General features: G+C 68.8%; 13 protein-coding genes and 1 tRNA gene. 4 read left to right on the top strand and 10 right to left on the bottom strand.

Annotated features, from left to right (window positions below; translation table 11 throughout):
• Window positions 1–147: 147 nt before the first annotated feature.
• A complete protein-coding gene (locus tag ACULPM_RS09735) occupies window positions 148–1,221 on the top strand; it encodes an aldose epimerase family protein (RefSeq protein ID WP_167931045.1) in 1,074 nt (357 codons plus the stop codon).
• A gap of 165 nt (window positions 1,222–1,386) precedes the next feature.
• Here ACULPM_RS09735 and ACULPM_RS09730 read toward each other — a convergent pair whose 3' ends face one another.
• From ACULPM_RS09730 to iorA, 3 genes are all read right to left on the bottom strand, one after another.
• Window positions 1,387–2,622 carry a phenylacetate--CoA ligase family protein gene (locus ACULPM_RS09730; RefSeq protein WP_445332252.1) on the bottom strand — a complete coding sequence of 412 codons (1,236 nt, stop codon included), beginning with the start codon at window positions 2,620–2,622 and terminating at the stop codon, window positions 1,387–1,389.
• Window positions 2,623–2,690: 68 nt separating this feature from the next.
• On the bottom strand, window positions 2,691–3,362 hold the full coding sequence (locus tag ACULPM_RS09725) for an indolepyruvate oxidoreductase subunit beta (RefSeq protein WP_445332251.1): 672 nt from the start codon (window positions 3,360–3,362) through the stop codon (window positions 2,691–2,693).
• Complete coding sequence (iorA, locus tag ACULPM_RS09720) at window positions 3,359–5,251, bottom strand: indolepyruvate ferredoxin oxidoreductase subunit alpha (protein ID WP_445332336.1); 1,893 nt, start codon at window positions 5,249–5,251, stop codon at window positions 3,359–3,361. The genes ACULPM_RS09725 and iorA overlap by 4 nt, the downstream gene beginning before the upstream one ends.
• Before the next feature lie 193 nt (window positions 5,252–5,444).
• Between iorA and ACULPM_RS09715 the strand changes: the two genes are divergently transcribed.
• Window positions 5,445–6,170: a tRNA threonylcarbamoyladenosine dehydratase gene (locus tag ACULPM_RS09715; RefSeq protein ID WP_445332249.1), complete on the top strand. Its 726-nt coding sequence runs from the start codon at window positions 5,445–5,447 to the stop codon at window positions 6,168–6,170.
• Between the two features lie 69 nt (window positions 6,171–6,239).
• Here ACULPM_RS09715 and ACULPM_RS09710 read toward each other — a convergent pair whose 3' ends face one another.
• From ACULPM_RS09710 to ACULPM_RS09700, 3 genes are all read right to left on the bottom strand, one after another.
• A complete protein-coding gene (locus tag ACULPM_RS09710; protein WP_445332248.1) occupies window positions 6,240–7,721 on the bottom strand; it encodes a hypothetical protein in 1,482 nt (493 codons plus the stop codon).
• A gap of 1 nt (window position 7,722) precedes the next feature.
• Window positions 7,723–8,370, bottom strand: a complete 648-nt coding sequence (locus ACULPM_RS09705; RefSeq protein ID WP_445332247.1) for an ABC transporter ATP-binding protein — start codon at window positions 8,368–8,370, stop codon at window positions 7,723–7,725.
• Window positions 8,371–8,553: 183 nt separating this feature from the next.
• Window positions 8,554–11,241 (bottom strand): valine--tRNA ligase, encoded by a 2,688-nt coding sequence (locus ACULPM_RS09700; protein WP_445332246.1) that lies wholly within the window; start codon window positions 11,239–11,241, stop codon window positions 8,554–8,556.
• A 231-nt stretch (window positions 11,242–11,472) separates the two neighbouring features.
• On the opposite strand from ACULPM_RS09700, the gene ACULPM_RS09695 reads away from it, so the two are divergent.
• Together ACULPM_RS09695 and ACULPM_RS09690 are read left to right on the top strand one after the other, a co-directional pair.
• A complete protein-coding gene (locus tag ACULPM_RS09695; protein ID WP_167931027.1) occupies window positions 11,473–12,267 on the top strand; it encodes a TatD family hydrolase in 795 nt (264 codons plus the stop codon).
• Window positions 12,268–12,335: 68 nt separating this feature from the next.
• Window positions 12,336–13,475, top strand: coding sequence for a glycosyltransferase family 8 protein (locus ACULPM_RS09690; RefSeq protein ID WP_445332244.1), 1,140 nt, complete (start codon window positions 12,336–12,338; stop codon window positions 13,473–13,475).
• Window positions 13,476–13,575: 100 nt separating this feature from the next.
• On the opposite strand, the gene clpX is transcribed toward ACULPM_RS09690, so the two are convergent.
• The 4 genes from clpX to ACULPM_RS09670 all read right to left on the bottom strand — a co-directional run bounded on the left by clpX (window position 13,576) and on the right by ACULPM_RS09670 (window position 17,083).
• A complete protein-coding gene (gene clpX / locus ACULPM_RS09685; protein ID WP_167931026.1) occupies window positions 13,576–14,883 on the bottom strand; it encodes an ATP-dependent Clp protease ATP-binding subunit ClpX in 1,308 nt (435 codons plus the stop codon).
• A 4-nt stretch (window positions 14,884–14,887) separates the two neighbouring features.
• On the bottom strand, window positions 14,888–15,505 hold the full coding sequence (locus ACULPM_RS09680; RefSeq protein WP_445332243.1) for an ATP-dependent Clp protease proteolytic subunit: 618 nt from the start codon (window positions 15,503–15,505) through the stop codon (window positions 14,888–14,890).
• Between the two features lie 76 nt (window positions 15,506–15,581).
• Window positions 15,582–16,940 carry a trigger factor gene (gene tig, locus ACULPM_RS09675; protein WP_445332242.1) on the bottom strand — a complete coding sequence of 453 codons (1,359 nt, stop codon included), beginning with the start codon at window positions 16,938–16,940 and terminating at the stop codon, window positions 15,582–15,584.
• A gap of 56 nt (window positions 16,941–16,996) precedes the next feature.
• A tRNA-Leu gene (locus ACULPM_RS09670) sits at window positions 16,997–17,083 on the bottom strand.
• Between the last annotated feature and the right edge of the window lie 54 nt (window positions 17,084–17,137).

Raw genomic sequence — 17,137 nt, 5'->3', positions numbered from 1 at the left:
GACGGGTTCTGGACGGACGAGCGTCCCAAACGCGCCCCGTCCGTCCAGAACCCGTCACTGGGCCCGTGCCGTCGCCCGCCGGACGGTGGCCCGCCGACTGGCCGCGGCGCGCTACACTGGGGCCACGACCAGAAGCGGAGGTGCACCATGATCGAGAGACGCCCCTTTGGGACCACGCCTGACGGCGCCGAGGCGACGCGCTTCGTCCTCGAGGCAGGGCGCGTGCGCGCGTCCGTGTCCGACTTCGGCGCCACGTTGCTGGCCCTCGAGCTGCCGGACCGTGACGGCGCCCTGGCGGACGTCCTTCTCGGCTTCGACTCGGTCGAGGGCTATGCCGGTGAGAACCCGGCGTTCTTCGGCGGGACCGTGGGCCCCGTCGCAAACCGCACCGACCGCGCCGAGGTCCCGCTGTCGGGCGTCACCTACCGCCTCCCCGGAAACGACGGGCCCGACGGGCGGAACAACAACCACACGAGCTCGGAGCACGGCCTCCACAAGCGGCTCTGGGACGCGGAGGCCGACGAGGCGGCGAACGCCGTCCGCCTGACCTGTCGCCTCGCCGACGGAGAGCTCGGCCTGCCGGGCGGCCGCACCTTCCACGCGACCTACGCGCTGGGCGAGAAGGACGGGGCCGTCGAGCTGCGCGTGACGTACCGGTGCGAGACCGATGCCCCCACGTACGTGAACATCACCAACCACTCCTACTTCAACCTCGCGGGGAACGGGTCGGGGGACGTCCTCGACCAGGTGGTCCAGGTGGACGCCGAGCGCTTCCTCCCGGTCCGCGAGGACTCGGTGCCCACCGGCGAGGTCGCGGACGTGGCGGGAACGCCGTTCGACTTCCGCCGGCCCAAGGCGCTCGGCGCCGACATCGACGCGGACGACGAGCAGCTCCGGCGCGGCCGGGGCTACGACCACTGCCTCTGCGTGCGAGGCTACGTCCCGGGAGGCCTTCCCCGCCGCGCCCTTCTCGCCCACGACCCCGCGAGCGGGCGGCGGCTCGAGGTCCTTCTCACCACGCCGGCCGCGCACCTCTACACCGGCAACTGGCTGGGCGACAAGGGGGCCAAAGGCGGCTTCGACTACGCCCCGCGGTCGGGGTTCGCCTTCGAGCCCGAGTTCTACCCCGACGCGATCCACCACCCCGAGTGGCCGCAGCCCGTCTGCGATCCCGGGAGCCCCTGGGAGTCCACAATCGTCTACCGCCTCTCGACGACCTAGCAGGGGCGACCCGACAGGGGCGGCGGGGTCGTTTGTCGGATCAGGCAGGGCGTTGCATCAAATCTGGCCGCGGGTTTCTGGCATTTCGGGGTCCCCTGGGGGCCCGAAAACTGCCAGAAACCCGCGACCAGATTTGATGTCAGCCGCGGCGCGTGCGCCCGCCGCCTAGTCGTAGCGCTCGTCGAAGACGCGACGGGTCTTCTTCTCGCTCCTGGGCAGCACCCCGAGCTCGACCACCTTCACGAGCGGCGTGAAGCCGATGCGACGCTTGACCTCGTGCGCGACCTCGTCCGCGAGCTCGAGGAAGTCCTGCGTGCCGTCCGTCTCGACGTAGATGCGCATGGTGTCGCGCCCCTCGAGGTGCGACAGGCGAATCTGGTACTCGCTCGAGAGCTGCGGGTATCCCTGAAGCACCTCCTCGATCTGGCGCGGGAAGACGTTGACGCCGTGGATCTTGACCATGTCGTCGGAGCGGCCCTGAAGCGCGTCGATGCGCGGGAAGGGGCAGCCGCAGGAGCAGGTGCCGAGGATGATGCGGCTGAGGTCGTGCGTGCGGAAGCGGATGAGCGGCGCGCCCTCCTTGACGAGCGTGGTGATGACGATCTCGCCCCACTCCCCGTCCGGAAGCGGCTCGCCCGTCGCGGGGTCGACGATCTCAATGTAGAGGTAGTCGTCCCAGTAGTGCATGCCGTCCTCGGCGTCGCAGGAGATGCCGATTCCGGGGCCGTACACCTCGGTGAGGCCGTAGATGTCGTAGATGGAGATGCCGAGGCCCGCCTTCACGCGCTCGCGCATCTTCTCGCCCCAGCGCTCGGAGCCGATGACGCCCTTGGTGAGGGCTATCCTGTCGCGCAGGCCGCGCTTCTCGACCTCCTCGGCGAGGAGCAGCGCGTAGCTGGACGTGGCGCCGATGACCGTTGTCTGGAGGTCCACCATGAACTGAAGCTGCTTCTCGGTGTTTCCCGGGCCCATGGGGACGACCATCGCCCCGAGCTTCTCCGCGCCCGCCTGGAATCCGATGCCCGCGGTCCAGAGACCGTAGCCGGGCGTGATCTGGATGCGGTCGTCCGCCGTGATGCCGGCGAGCTCGTAGCAGCGGCGGAACTGCTCCGCCCAGTCGTCGACGTCCTTGGCGGTATAGGGGATGATGACCGGCGTGCCCGTGGTGCCCGAGCTCGAGTGGATGCGCACGATCTCGCGCTCGTCCACGGCAGAGACGCCGAGCGGGTAGCAGTTGCGCAGGTCCTCCTTCTCGGAGAAGGGCAGCGCGAGGAAGTCCTCCTCGCAAGTGACCTCGGTGACGCCCGCCTCCTCGAGGCGCCGGCCAAAGTAGTTGCCCGACGCCACGAGACGCTGGACCTGGTCGTTCACGAGCTTGAGCTGGGACTCGCTGATCTTCATGCTTGGCTCCTCCGTCAATTGGGCGTCAATTGGGGACGTGTTTTTTCGTGCTGACAAAATGGGACAGGTTATTGAAGGGGGCCAATGGGCCAGATGGCTCGGGATGACGTGCCGTACGCGCGCGGGCAAGCCTGTCCCATTTTGTCTGCGCGAAAAAACACGTCCCCAATTGACAGGGCGGCAAGGTCGAGGTCGAGGAAGCGGGGGCTCACGGTGGCGCGGACGGCGTCCGCAAGGTCGTCAACGGTGACGGGGCCGAGGGCGCCGGCCCGGGCCGCGGCGCCGAGAAGGACGACGTTCAGCGCCCTGGCCGTTCCGAGCTCGGCCTCCGCGGCGGCGGCATCCACGACGACGAGGTTCTTCTCGCCAACGCGCTCGCGCAGGTGGGACACTATCGCGGGCAGGTCGTACGCCGGGCCGCCCGTGGCGGCCGAGACGGGGACGACGGGCGCGTCGCTCGTGACGACCATGCCGCCCGGACGGAGAAACGGCAGCTGGCGCACGGCCTCCGCGGGCTCGAAGGCAACGATCGCGTCCGCCCGGCCACGCCCGATGAGGGGCGAGTGGGCACCCTCCCCCACCCGTACGTGGCTGAACACGGAGCCGCCGCGCTGCGCCATGCCGATGGTCTCGGCCGTCTTCACGGGGAGGCCGCGCCCCATTGCGGCGCGGGCGAGGAGCTTCGATGCGAGGACGGCGCCCTGGCCGCCCACACCGGCGAGGATGACGTTGGCGCTCACAGGCGCTCACCTCCCGAGATGGCGTGCGTGGGGCAGATCCGCTCGCAGAGGGTGCAGCCCGTGCACTGCGTCGCGTCGATGCGGACCTTGCCCGTCGCGGCGTCCGGCACGAGGGCGGGGCACCCCAGCTCCCGCACGCAGCGCTGGCAGCCGACGCACTTCTCGACGTCCACCGCGCTCGTGGCCCGCGGCCTGGCGAGAACCACGCACGGGCTCCGGAAAATGATGGCCTTGACGCCCGGCTCGTCCGCGACGCGGCGCACGGTCTCGACGGCTGCCTCGTGGTCGAGCGGGTCCACGGTCTCCACCACCGCGAGCCCGATGGCGAGAAGGACGCGCTCGATCGAGACCTTCTCCACGACCTGGCCCATCATCGTGCGGCCCGTGCCCGGGTGCGGCTGGTGGCCCGTCATGGCCGTGGTGGAGTTGTCGAGCACGACGAGCGTCATGTTTGCCTGGTTGTAGAAGGCGTTCACCACGCCGGTGATGCCCGAGGCGAAGAACGTGGAGTCGCCCACGAACGCAAAGGCCGCGGTGTCTGGCTCCACGTGCGTCACGCCCTGCGCGATGTTGATGCCCGCGCCCATGCACAGGCACGTGTCCACCATGTCGAGCGGCTTGGCGTTGCCGAGCGTGTAGCAGCCGATGTCGCCGCAGAAGAGCGTCTTGCGCCCGCGCATCGCCTTCTTAACGGCGTAGAAGCTCGCGCGGTGCGGGCAGCCGGCGCAGAGGACGGGCGGGCGAATCGGGAGCGTGGGGGGCGCCGGGCATTTCTCCGTGCTCAAACATTCTCGGCCTTCGGCCTGCGAAACTGCGCGCGGGGAAATGCCCGGCGCCTCGATCTCGTTGGCCTCTCCCTTACCGAGAAATGCGTCGATGGCGCGTCCTACGGACTCGACGGTGTTCTCGCCCGACGGCTGGATGTCGCCGGTGAGCTTGCCGCGGATCTTGACGTTGAGGCCGCGGCGGCCGCAGGCCGCCACCAGGGCACGCTCGATCACGGGGTCGAGCTCCTCGACGCAGAGGACCTCGTCGAGGCCGTCGAGGAAGTCGGCGGCCAGGTCCTCCGGGAAGGGGTACGGGGTCGCCACGCGGAGCACGCGCACGTCGTCCTTCTCGCCAAGGTTCTCCGCAACGTAGGTCGCGCTGATGCCATGGGTGGCAACGCCGAGGCGCGGGCGGGCGGCAGGTCCCGCCATCTGCGTCGTCGTGTTTCTCGCGTAACCGGAGAACCGCTTGGCGAGAAGAGCGTCGCGCCTCTCGATGGAGGCATGGGCGCGCACGGAGAGCGCGGGGAAGATGACCCAGCGCGACGGGTCGCGGACGAAGCCCTCGGGCTCGTTGCGCGACCACTCATCGGGATCGGCCACCTCCACGTCCTCGTAGCCGTGGTCCACGCGCGTGGTCGGGCGGACGATCACGGGGCAGCCGAGCTCCTCGGAGAGCGCGAAGGCCTCCCCCATCATCGCATAGGCCTCGGACGGGCTCGACGGGTCGAGGATCGGCAGCTTTGCGTAGGCGGCGAAGGTGCGCGTGTCCTGCTCGGTCTGGGACGAGATGGGGCCGGGGTCGTCCGCCACGAGCACGACCATGCCGCCCTTGACGCCGATGTAGGACAGACTCATGAGCGGGTCGGAGGCGACGTTGAGGCCCACCTGCTTCATCGTGACGAGCGCGCGTGCCCCTGCGTAGGCGGCGCCGGCGGCAACCTCGAGCGCGGCCTTCTCGTTGACCGACCACTCCACGTAGACCCCCTCGGGCCTGCGCCGCGCCACGGCCTCCAGGACCTCCGTCGACGGCGTCCCGGGGTAGCCGGCGACCACGTTCACGCCCGCGGCGAGCGCGCCCGCGGCCATGGCCTCGTTGCCCATCAGGAACTCTCTGTGCATGCAAACCCCCTCGGATCTCACTGGCCGCACTTTACCAGAGTGGAGTACCCCGCGCGAAAGGCGTCGCAGACCGGTAACGCAAAAGGGGACGCGTTTTTTCTCTCAGAGATTTTGGGACAGGCCTATTGCGGCAGAATCAGACCTGTCCCAAAATCTCTGAGAGAAAAAACGCGTCCCCTTTTCGGGAGGTTGAGTGGCGGAGAAGGCAACGGACAGGCTGAGGCTCGTCGTCGGCGACGAGGGGCTCGCGCGGCTCGCGGCGGCGCGTGTCGCCGTGATCGGCCTCGGCGGCGTGGGCTCGAGCTGCGCGGAGGCGCTCGCCCGCGGCGGCGTGGGCCACCTCGCGCTCCTGGACCGCGACGTGGTGGCTCCGAGCAACATCAACCGCCAGGCCCTCGCCTTCCACAGCACCATCGGACGCCCCAAGGCCGAGGTCATGCGCGCCATGGCGCTCGACATCAACCCCACGGCCGACGTCACCGCCGTGACTGCGTTCCTGGACAAGGACGCGCTCCCCCAGCAGATGGACGAGCTCGGCCCCCTCGACTACGTCGTCGACGCCATCGACACCGTGGCCCAGAAGCTGCGCCTCGCCGCCTGGTGCCAGGAGCGCGGCGTCCCCGAGCTCTCCGCGATGGGCGGCGCCAACAAGCTCGACCCGTGCCGCCTGCGCTTCGCCCTCATCGAGGACACCGTCAACTGCCCGCTCGCGCGCATCATGCGCAAGGAGTGCCATCGACGCGGCATCCACGGCCTGCGCGTGCTCTTCTCGGACGAGCACCCGGTGCGCATGGAGGCCATCTCCGACGAGCAGTGGATGCGCGAGGGGTCGCTTCTGGGCACGATGAGCTACCTGCCGCCCATCATGGGCCAGATGCTCGCCAGCCGCGTGATCCGCGACCTCCTGGGCTGGGCGTAGGCGGCTGGGCGTAGGCGGCTCGCCGCGCCCATGGCGGCCCCGCGGCGCGCGGCCACGCGCGACCGCGCCCTACCGGAGCGTCCTTGCGAGAAGCGCGTCGACGAGAAGCGCGCACGCGAGCGCCGGAGCGGACCCAAGCAGGGACGCAAGCCCTACGAGGAAGAGCGAGGCCACCGCACCGGCAAAGCCCGTCACGAGCACGGAGCCCAGCCGCACGGGAGCCGCGGGGTCGTCGAGCCCGCACGACAGCAGAAGCAGCAGGTCCAGGGCGACGGCAAGGGCCGCGGCGAGAGACGCGTCCGCCCCCAGCGCCGGGGCGGCGGCAGCCGTCACCGCAACCGAGGAGACAAGCGTCACCGCGAGCGCCGGCAGCGCGTCGAGGACCAGGAGCTCGAGGCGGCCAAACGGAAGAAGCGAGCGCACGAGCCGGTTGCGGCAGTCCTCGCGGAAGACCCGCCCGAGCCCGATCGGGGTGCGAAGCGAGAAGCACGTGAAGACGAGCCACGAGAGCAGCACGCCGACGCCCACGTCGGAGACCATGAGGAGGGCGCCCATGGGAACGAGCAGCGCACCCCACGCGAGCAGGCCGAGGACGGACGCGGGATTCCGCACGAGGCCCAGCAGCCCGTGGGAGACGGCCGCCGCCCGCCCGGCCCCGAAGCGCCAGGTCCTTCTCGCCTGCCGCCCGCGGCGGGCACGGCGACGCCGGCACGCCTCCCGATATGCCCCGCCGTCCAAGAAGGCGAGGAAGCGCATGGCGCAGCGGGCGGCATAGAGCTCGTTGTCATCGATGACGAAGGCCATGTTCGCCCTTCCGGCGCAGTTCACCGCTCCCGCGAGGAGAAGCACGTCCGCGGCGAGCGCCGCGAGGAGCGCGTGGGGCGTGAGGGCGGCGGGAACGAGCTCGGCGAGAAACCCCGAGGCGGCGATAAGCCCGACGCCCATGGACGCGACGACGACCCCCGCCCACCCCGTGGCGGCCCGGCGGGCGCGGCGCGCGGCGGCGCTTCTCGGCAGCACCGTGTCGAGCACGAAGAGGCGGGCGGTGAGAAGGGCGAGCGCGGCCGCCGTCACCCACGTGATCCACGGACCTGCGACGAGCGCGGCGAGCAGGGTGCCGCCGAGCGCGGCCACGACCACGACTCCCGCGGCAGAGCCGACGAGCTGCACCACGAGGAGCTCCTCCGGGCGCACCACGCGAGCGAGCCACGCGATGTCCGGGCCGACCAGGCGAATAGGCGTCTCCCTGATGCCGGTCACGCCCCATGCGAGGATGGCGAGCGCCGGCGCCAGCACGAGCAGCGTGGAGGCGAGCCACGCGGAGGCATCTGCCCCCATCGTCGCGCGCAGCCCCTCGACGATGTCAATCACCTGCGCCCATGAGAGCGCGAGCGACGCCGCGAGGATGACGGCGAGGTAGACCTGATAGGTGCGCTCGAGAAAGCCGCGGTCCTCGTCGATGTCCGTGCCAACCGCAAAGAGAAGGAAGCGCGCGTCGCTGCGCAGGTGGCGCAGGCGAAGGCGCGTCAGAAGGCCAAGGTTGCCCGCCATGCTAGGGCTCCCGGCGAAGCTCGCCGTCACGAAGGGCGAGCGCGACGTCCGGGACGAGGCCCGGCACGTCGTGGTGGCAGCTCAGCAGAACCGCCGACCCCTCGCGCGCGGCCGACGCGAGCTCCTCGGAGAGCACGAGCGACGCCTCGCGGTCGAGCGGGCCGTGCGGCTCGTCGAGCAGCAGAACGCGCGGTCGCAGCGCGAGGGCGAGCACCAGCGCAAGCTTCTCGCGCATGCCGCGCGAGTACGCGGAGGGGAGGAGGCGCTCGCGGCTCGTGAGGCCGAAGCGCTCGAGCAGGCGCCCCGCACGAGCTCGCGCCGCCTCCGCCCGGTTGGCGGCCAGCACGAGCTCGACGTGCTCGGCGGCGGTGAGGTCGTCGTAGAAGCTGGGCACGTCGGGAACGAAGGCGAGCGTGCCGGGCCTGACCCGCGTGTGCCCCGTGAATGGCTCGCCGGCGAGAAGGACCTCGCCCTCGCTGGGCTCGAGCCACCCCACAAGGCAGCGGAAGAGCGTCGACTTGCCCGCCCCGTTAGGCCCGGTCAGAAACGCCACCTGCCCCGCCGCCAGCGAGAAGGACACGCCCTCCCACACCGGGACGTCCCCATACCCAAAGCCGAGGTCCCGAGCCTCGAGCGCCGCATAGGCCATGCGAGCCTCCCTTCCGCGATGGTGCGATGATACCCCGTGCCGCTGGCGTCAGAGAAATTGGGGACGTGTTTTTCTTCTCAGGGTTTTTGGGACAGGTTTGCCAAGCCCCACATTATGGGACAGGCCCACCGCCGTCGGCAGGCCTGTCCCACTTTCTCTGAGAGAAATAACCTGTCCCCTTTGCTAGGCGAAGTCCGCAATCTGGGTCTTGAGCTGCTCGATCGTGGCGGTGAGCTCGGCGGCCTGCGCGCGCTTCTTCTCGATGACCGCAGGAGCCGCCTTGGCGACGAAGCCCTCGTTGGCGAGCGTGCGCTCAACGCCCGCGAGGTCCTTCTCGGCCTTGGCGAGCTCCTTGGAAAGACGCGCGGACTCGGCGACAAGGTCAACGAGGTCGCCCACGTGGACGAAGATCTCGAGCGACCCGTCGGCCACCGAGACGCAGCCATCGGGCTTCTGGGCGTCGGCGGCGGCGACGAACGTCCCCACGTGACCCACGGAGCACACGAAGCCCTCCTGGCCGGCGAGAACCGCCGCGTCCTCGGCGCCACAGCGCACGCACACATCGAGCTCGGCGCGCGGCGAGAGGCGATAGCGGGCGCGCGTGGAGCGCACGCAGGAGATGACGCGCTTGGCGAGCTCGAAGTCCCTCTCGGCGCGCTCGTTCACGAACTCGGCGAAGCGCTCGGGCTCAGGCCAGGCGGCCACCATGAGGAACTGGGCGGAGTGGTCGTCGAGACCGGACGCGGGAAGGGCGTCCCAGACGCTCTCGGTCACGAACGGCATGACCGGGTGCAGCAGCCTCATGCAGGTGTCGAGCACGAAGACGAGGTTGCGCTGGACCTGCAGGCGCTCGGCGGGCGCGCCGTCGAGCAGGCGGCTCTTGCAGAGCTCGATGTACCAGTCGCAGACGTCGCCCCAGAAGAAGCTCTGAATCTCGCGGGCGTAGTCGCCGAAGGCGTAGGTCTCCAGCTGCTCGGTGGCGTGCGCGACGGCGCGCGCCAGGCGCGACAGCATCCACGCGTCCTCCGGCGTCACGGCGGCGGGCGCGCCCGGCTCGTAGCCCTCGAGGTTCATCTGGACGAAGCGGCTCGCGTTCCAGATCTTGGTCACAAAGCCGCGAGCCTGCTCGGTGCGCGGGCTGTCGATGAGCTTGTGCGTCTTCTTGTCGATGTTGGCGTCGAACTTGACGTCCTGGTTGTTGGTGATGAGCGTGAGAAGGTTGTAGCGCATGGCGTCCGCGCCGTACTTCTCCATAAGTTCCATCGGGTCGACGCCGTTGCCCTTGGACTTGGACATGCGGCTGCCGTCCTTGGCCAGGATCGTGGCATAGATGTAGACGTCGTGGAAAGGCACCTCGCCGGTGAAGTAGAGCGAGCTCATGATCATGCGCGCCACCCAGAGGGCGATGATGTCGCGCGCGGTCACGAGGACCTTGGTGGGATGGTGATCGGCGAGCTCGGAGGTGTCATCCGGCCAGCCCTGCGTGGCGAAGGTCCACAGCTGGCTCGAGAACCACGTGTCGAGCACGTCCTCGTCCTGGCGCACGTGGCGACCGCCGCACTTGGGGCAGACGTCCGTGTCCTCCATGAGGGCGTCCTCCCAGCCGCAGTCCTCGCAGTAGAAGACCGGGATGCGGTGGCCCCACCAGAGCTGGCGCGAGATGCACCAGTCCTTGAGGTTGTCCATCCAGGTGAGATAGGTCTGGGTCCAGCGCTCGGGGTGGAACTTGACCTCGCCGTCGCGCACGACCTGCGTGGCGCGCTCCTTGAGCTTGTCCACAGCAACGAACCACTGCTCGGAGAGCCAGGGCTCGAGCGCGGTGTTGCAGCGGTAGCAGTGCATGACGGAGTGGTCGAGCTCCTCGACCTTCTCGAGCAGGCCATGCTCCTCGAACCACGCCACCACGGCCTCGCGGCACTGGTCGCGGTTCATGCCGGAGAACTCGCCGTAGCCGTCCACGACGACGGCATGCTCGTCGAAGATGTTGATCTGCGGCAGGTCGTGAGCCTGGCCCATCGCGTAGTCGTTGGGGTCGTGCGCGGGCGTGACCTTGACGAAGCCCGTGCCAAAGCCGGCGTCCACGTGCCAGTCGGAGAAGATCGGGATCTCGCGGTCCACGATGGGCAGGCACACCATCTTGCCCACGAGCTTGGCCTTCTCGGGGTCCTGCGGAGAGACGGCCACGCCCGTGTCGCCGAGCATGGTCTCGGGGCGCGTGGTGGCAACCGTGATGTGGTCGATGCCGTCAACGGGCTCCACGAGCGGGTACTGGAGGTACCACAGGTGGCCCTTCTCATCCTGGTACTCAGCCTCGTCGTCAGAGATGGCGGTGCAGCAGCTCGGGCACCAGTTGACGATGCGCTTGCCACGGTAGATGAGGCCGTCGTGGTACCAGTCGCAGAAGACCTTGCGCACCGCACGGGAGAACTCGGGGCTCATCGTGAACTTCTCGTCGGAGAAGTCGATCGAGCAGCCCATGCGCTTGATCTGGGAGACGATCGTGCCGCCGTACTCGCGCGTCCAGTCCCAGCAGGCGTCGAGGAACTTCTCGCGCCCGATCTCCAGGCGGCTCACGCCCTCGCTCTTGAGCTTCTTGTCAACCTTGGTCTGCGTGGCGATGCCCGCGTGGTCGGTGCCTAGGATCCAACGCGTGGAGCGTCCGCGCATGCGGGCGTAGCGCACGTAAGCGTCCTGGATGGAGTCGTCCATCGCGTGGCCCATGTGCAGGATGCCCGTCACGTTGGGCGGCGGGATGACGACGGTGCAGTCCCCCACTCCCTTGGAGCGCTGGTAGCAGCCGGCGCTCATCCAGCGCTCGATGAGCTCGGGCTCGGCGGTCTGGGGGTCGTAGTTCTTGGGCATCTCTTCCACGGGGCATCCTCTCCCGGTCGCGTTCATGTCAAACGTACAGGATAGCACGCGGGCGTTCGGGAGGGCGGTGGCGGCCGCCCTGCGCTGCGGCGACTCCCACCGACCCGGCGCCGGCGGCGAGCTGCGCCCCATCCCGGAGCGCCCCCCTGGCGCCCGCGTCCCGCCCGGAGCTCCCGCCCCGAGTTTGCACGAGCAAACGCGGGAGGTATCATCGCAGGGAGGAGGGCGCGCATGTGGATTGACGCACACTGCCATCTGGGATGGTTTTCCGACCCCGCCGCCGTGGCGCGCGCGGCCGCCGAGAAGGACCTTGGCCTTCTTGCCGTCACGGTGACGCCTGACGAGTTCCGCGCCTGCCACGCCACGTTGGGAAGCGAGAAGAACGTGGCGCTTGCGGCCGGGCTCCATCCCTGGTGGGTGCGCGACGCCTCGGACGCCGATGCGCTCTGCGAGCTGCTTCCGGGAATCCGCTGGGTCGGCGAGGTGGGGCTCGACGCCGCACCGCGCCATGCGGCGACGTGGGAAGCGCAACTCGGGGCCTTCGAGCGCGTCTGCCGCGTCTGCGCCGATACGAGCCCGCTCGACGCCCCCAAGGTCCTCTCGGTGCACGCGGTTCGCTCGGCCGGTGCGGCGCTGGACGTTCTCGAGCGAACGGGCGCTGCCGAGAGCTGTCGCTGCGTGCTGCACTGGTTCTCCGGCTCGTCGGACGAGCTCTGGCGCGCGGTCCGGCTGGGCTGCCTCTTCTCGTTCGGCGAGCGCGCGCTCGCGACGCGACGCGGGCGTGAGTACGCGCGGGTCCTGCCCATAGAGCGCCTGCTGACGGAGACGGACCTCCCTCCCTCCGAGGGCTCGGCCGAGGGCGCCTCTGACATCGTGGGCTCGCTCGGGCCCTCCGTGGCCGCCATCGCCTTGGCGCGCGGCATGGAAGCGAGCGAGCTGCGCGTTCTTCTCGCCGCCAACGGCGCCGCCCTGGGCGTGCCACCGGCGTCAGGCTTATTTGGCGCGCCTCGTGCGCGTGCCAAATAAGCCTGACGCCGGTGGCACGCCCATGGTAGAGTTGACGGAGCGAATTTGCCGACCTGACGGGAAGGCCCATGAGACCACTCCGCAAGACGACGCGCGTGAGGAACCCGCACGTCAAGAACCCCATTTCCTCGACCATGCTTGCGAGCACGTCGGGGGACCTCGACCTGCCGCTGACCGACGTCGTCATCGTCTTCGCGTGCAGCGAGAACTTCGTCCCCTACCTCTCCGTCGCGACGCAGTCGATCATCGAGAACGCGAGTCCGGAGCGCCGCTACGACATCGTGGTGCTCACGAGAAACATCTCCCCGGCGAGCATGATCACGCTCACGCGCCAGGCGACCTCGGATAACGTGGGCATCGGCTTTCTTGACGTCGACGCCGCGCTCGGCGACATCAAGCTCCCCCACCACGGGCACTTCAGGCCCGAGACCTACTTCCGCCTGCTCGCCCCGCAGCTTCTCCCCAATGTGGACAAGGCAATCTACCTGGATTCCGACCTCATCGTCGACGACGACGTCGCCAAGCTCTTCGACGTCGACGTCACCGGCTACCCGCTCGCCGCGACGCGCGACGCGGACACGATCGGCCAGATCGAGGGCTACGACCCGTCCGTCGGTCCCTATCTCAAGAACGAGCTCGGGATGGACGACCCGCACGACTACTTCCAGGCGGGCGTCATCCTCATGAACCTCGCCGAGCTGCGCCGCACCGTCTCCCCCGAGCGCTTCCTCGCCCTCTCGACCGAGCGCATGTGGCGCTGGCTCGACCAGGACGTCCTCAACAAGGTGGTGAACGGCAACTACGTGCGTGTGCACATGCGCTGGAACTACCTCATGGACTGGCAGCACCTGCGCCGCACCCACATCGTCGCCAACGCGCCCGCCGACGTGCGCGCCGAGTACGAGGAGGCCGCGTCGGACCCCTCAATCGTCCACTTCGCGGGACCCGACAACCGCCCCTGGCTCTACCCGGACGCGGACGGGGCCGACCTCTTCTGGCGATACGCGATGCACTCGCCCTATCTTGACGAGATCCGCGGGCAGCTCGAGGAGTCGCGCGCCTCGGCGGCGGGGCTCGCCAAGCGCCTGCAGGTCATCGTGCTCTACAAGGGCATCATGCCGGCGTTCGACAAGACCTGCCCCGCCGGGACCAAGCGGCGCGGCGCCGTCATCAAGACCTACATGCGCCTCGGTGGCGCCAACCTGTAAAAGGGGACGGGTTTTTCCTCTCAGAGCTTTTGGGACAGGCCCGGGGCTGTATCGCCCCGGGCCTGTCCCAAAAGCTCTGAGAGGAAAAACCCGTCCCCTTTTACGCGATGCGGTGCTTGCCGTGAGCGGTGGTCACGATCCTCGGCGACTCTCCCCCGCCGACGGACTCCTTGGTGACGATGACCTTGGTGATGTCGAGGTCGCTCGGCAGGTCGAACATCGTGTCCTGGAGCGTCGCCTCGCAGATGGCGCGCAGGCCGCGGGCGCCCGTGCCGCGGGCGATGGCCTGGCGGGCGATCTCCTCGAGCGCGTCGTCCTCGAAGACCAGCTCCACGCCCTCGAGCTCGAACATGCGGCGATACTGCTTGACGAGGGCGTTTCTCGGCTGCGTGAGGATGCTCACGAGGTCGGACTCGGTGAGCTCGCGCGTGGCGGTGATCACGGGGATGCGCCCGAGGAACTCGGGGATCATGCCGAACTTGTGCAGGTCCTGCGGCATGACCTGCTCCATGAGGTAGTCCTCGTCCTTCTCGGCGTTGCGGCCGACCTCGGCGGCAAAGCCGATGCCCTTCTTGCCGATGCGGTCGGCCACGATCTTGTCCAGGCCAACGAAGGCGCCGCCGCAGATGAAGAGGATGTTCGTGGTGTCGATGCGGATGAGCTCCTGCTGGGGGTGCTTGCGGCCGCCCTGCGGGGGAACGCTCGCCTCGGTGCCCTCGAGGATCTTGAGGAGCGCCTGCTGCACGCCCTCGCCCGAGACGTCGCGCGTGATGGAGAGGTTCTCGGCCTTGCGGGCGATCTTGTCGATCTCGTCCACGTAGACGATGCCCACCTGCGCGCGCTCCACGTCGCCGTCGGCGGCGGTGATGAGCTTGAGCAGGATGTTCTCCACGTCCTCGCCCACGTAGCCGGCCTCGGTGAGGGTGGTGGCGTCGGCGATGGCGAAGGGCACCTCGAGAAAGCGCGCGAGCGTCTGCGCGAGCAGCGTCTTGCCGGTGCCCGTGGGGCCCAGGAGCAAGATGTTGCTCTTGGCGATCTCGACCTCCTCCTCGCCCTCGGCGACCTCGTCGTTTCCGGAGAGGATGCGGCGGTAGTGGTTGTAGACCGCCACGCTCATGGCGCGCTTGGCCTGCTCCTGGCCCATGACGTACTGCGAGAGCTCGTCGTAGATCTCATGCGGCGTGGGGAGGTTCTTGATCGGAGCCTCCTCGGGCACCTCCTCGAGGGCCTCCGCGGCCTCGACGTCGGCCTCGTCGATCATGTCGGTGCACGCGTGCACGCACTCGTCGCAGATGAAGACGCCGCCCGGGCCGGCGATGAGCTTGCTCACCTGGCTGCGGCTCTTGCCGCAGAACGAGCAGTGCATCTCGTTGGAGAAGCCGGGGCCTCCCTGATCAAAGCTAGGCATCGAGCTACTCCTGGGTCTGGTCGGCGCGGGACGAGATGACCTTGTCGACGAGGCCGTAGGCGCACGCCTCGGAGGCACGCATGTAGTTGTCGCGCTCCGTGTCGGCGTTGACCTTCTCGATGGGCTGGCCCGTGGCCTCCGAGAGGATCTCGTTCAGGCGCTGGCGGATCCAGCGGGTCTCGTCGGCGACGATCTGGATGTCGGTCTGCTGACCGGAGACGCCCGAGCTCGGCTGGTGGATGAGGACCATCGAGTTGGGGAGCGCCAGGCGCTTGCCCTTGGCGCCGCAGGCCAGGATGGCGGCGCCCATGGAGGCGGCCATGCCCACGCAGATGGTGGAGACGTCGGGCTTGATGAAGTTCATCGTGTCGATGATGCCGAGGCCGGCGTAGACGTCGCCGCCCGGGGAGTCGATGTAGAGCGCGATGTCCTTGTCGGGGTCCTGGCTCTCGAGATGCAGGAGCTGGGCGATCACGAGGTTCGCCGAGTCGCGCGTGACCTCCTCGCCGAGAAACACGATGCGGTCGCTGAGCAGGCGCGAGTAGATGTCGTAGCTGCGCTCGCCGCGCGGGGTCTGCTCGACCACGTACGGGATGAGCGGGATGTTGGTGGGCTGGTGCATGTGGTCTCCGTTTCTTGTAGAAGGCCCCGGACGAGGCGTGCTCGCCCGGGGCGCTTCGATGCCTGATGAGCGGGACTTACTCGGCGTCGGCGGCCTCGTCGTCCTTCTCGCCCTCCGCGGCGCGCTCGGCAACCTCGTCAACGACGTTCACCTTGGCGTTCTCGACGAGCCAGTCGAGGGCCTTGGTGCGGCGGATGGAGTCGCGGATGGCCGGGAGGCGGCCCTCCTCGCGCCACTGCTTGACGGAGGCGTCGACGTCCTCCACGCCCGCGCGCTCGAACTCGGCGCGGACGTCGTCCTCGGTGGCCTCGAGGCCGAGCTTGGCGGCCACGGCGTCGAGGGCGAGCGACTGGCGGGCGCGCTCCTCGGCCTGGACGCGCAGGTCGGCGATGAAGTCGTCGGACTTCAGGCCGCGGGCGCGCAGGAACATGTCGAGGGAGACGTTCTGGCGCTGGAGCTGGGCGAGGAACTCGGAGGCGAGCTCGTTGAAGATCTCGTTCTGATAGGCCTCGGGCACGGTCTCGAGCTTGAGCACCTTGCCCATGGCCTCGACGACGCGGTCCTCCTTGAGGTTGGGGATCGTGGTCTTCTTGTCGCCCTCGATCTCCTCCTTGACGGCGGCGCGGAACGCGGCGACGTCATCGAAGCCGAACTTCTTGGCGACCTCGTCGTCGAGCTCGGGGGTGACGGCCTTCTTGATGCCGTTGAGGGTCACCTTGACGGAGAAGGTGTGGGAGTGCTCCTCGCCCTCGTGGACGTGGGTGTGCGTCCACTCGATGGCCTTCTCCTCGCCCTTCTTCATCCCGACGATGCCCTCCTGGAGCTGCTCGGGAACCTGCTGGCCGTCAAGCGCGAGCAGGCGGTTCTTGCCCGCGAGGTGCCCCGCGCCATCGACGTTCTCGATGTCAACGGAGACGACGTCGCCGGGCTCGGCGGCGCGGTCCTCCTCGACGTCCTCGTAGGTCACCTGATAGGTGAGGAGCTGGTTGATCTGCCAGTCGATCTCGGCCTCGGTGGCCTCCTCGGGCGGGAGGTTGATCTCGGGGGCGTCATAGCTCTCGAGCTCGCAGGTCGGGCGCACGCCGATGGTGGCGGTGACGACGTATTCGGAGCCCTGGGAGGCGAGCTGGGGGTCAGCGCCCTCCTCGCCGAAGCTCACGCGGCCGACGGGGGTGACGTCGAGCTCCTCGAGCATCATGGGCTCGACGACGTTCAGCAGGTCGTTGGTGGCCTGGGCGAGCACGGACTCGCGGCCGATGATGCCGTCGATCACCGGGCGCGGCGCGTGGCCGCGGCGGAAGCCCTGGAAGTTGTACTTCTTGGCGATGTCCTTGTAGGTCTTGGCGATGGCCTTGTCGACATCGGCAGCCGGGACGGTGACCGTGGCGGCCATCTTGTCGTCGATCGGCTTCTCAGCGGTGACGGTGATCTTCAACGTTCCTCCAGTGTCTCGTGCGGGCGGGCTTGCCCCGCCGTGCGTGCCGTTTGTGCTGGTGCGGGCGAAAGGACTCGAACCTTCACGGGGTCTCCCCCACTGGAACCTAAATCCAGCGTGTCTACCAGTTCCACCACGCCCGCAGGTTGCACAGCCTTATGAATATACCAAACTTCTAGAGGATACCCCGTCAGCGC

It is taken from the genome of Thermophilibacter sp. ZX-H3, from assembly GCF_052599055.1.
This window is presented reverse-complemented; position numbering and strand designations above follow the sequence as displayed.

Excerpts from the sequence above, each read along its gene's own strand:
- clpX (WP_167931026.1), bottom strand. The coding sequence starts at position 14,883 with ATGCCTAGCTTTGATCAGGGAGGCCCCGGCTTCTCCAACGAGATGCAC.
- ACULPM_RS09705 (WP_445332247.1), bottom strand. The coding sequence starts at position 8,370 with ATGGCCTATGCGGCGCTCGAGGCTCGGGACCTCGGCTTTGGGTATGGG.
- ACULPM_RS09730 (WP_445332252.1), bottom strand. The coding sequence starts at position 2,622 with ATGAAGATCAGCGAGTCCCAGCTCAAGCTCGTGAACGACCAGGTCCAG.
- ACULPM_RS09695 (WP_167931027.1), top strand. The coding sequence starts at position 11,473 with ATGTGGATTGACGCACACTGCCATCTGGGATGGTTTTCCGACCCCGCC.
- iorA (WP_445332336.1), bottom strand. The coding sequence starts at position 5,251 with ATGCACAGAGAGTTCCTGATGGGCAACGAGGCCATGGCCGCGGGCGCG.
- ACULPM_RS09690 (WP_445332244.1), top strand. The coding sequence starts at position 12,336 with ATGAGACCACTCCGCAAGACGACGCGCGTGAGGAACCCGCACGTCAAG.
- ACULPM_RS09710 (WP_445332248.1), bottom strand. The coding sequence starts at position 7,721 with ATGGCGGGCAACCTTGGCCTTCTGACGCGCCTTCGCCTGCGCCACCTG.
- ACULPM_RS09680 (WP_445332243.1), bottom strand. The coding sequence starts at position 15,505 with ATGCACCAGCCCACCAACATCCCGCTCATCCCGTACGTGGTCGAGCAG.
- ACULPM_RS09735 (WP_167931045.1), top strand. The coding sequence starts at position 148 with ATGATCGAGAGACGCCCCTTTGGGACCACGCCTGACGGCGCCGAGGCG.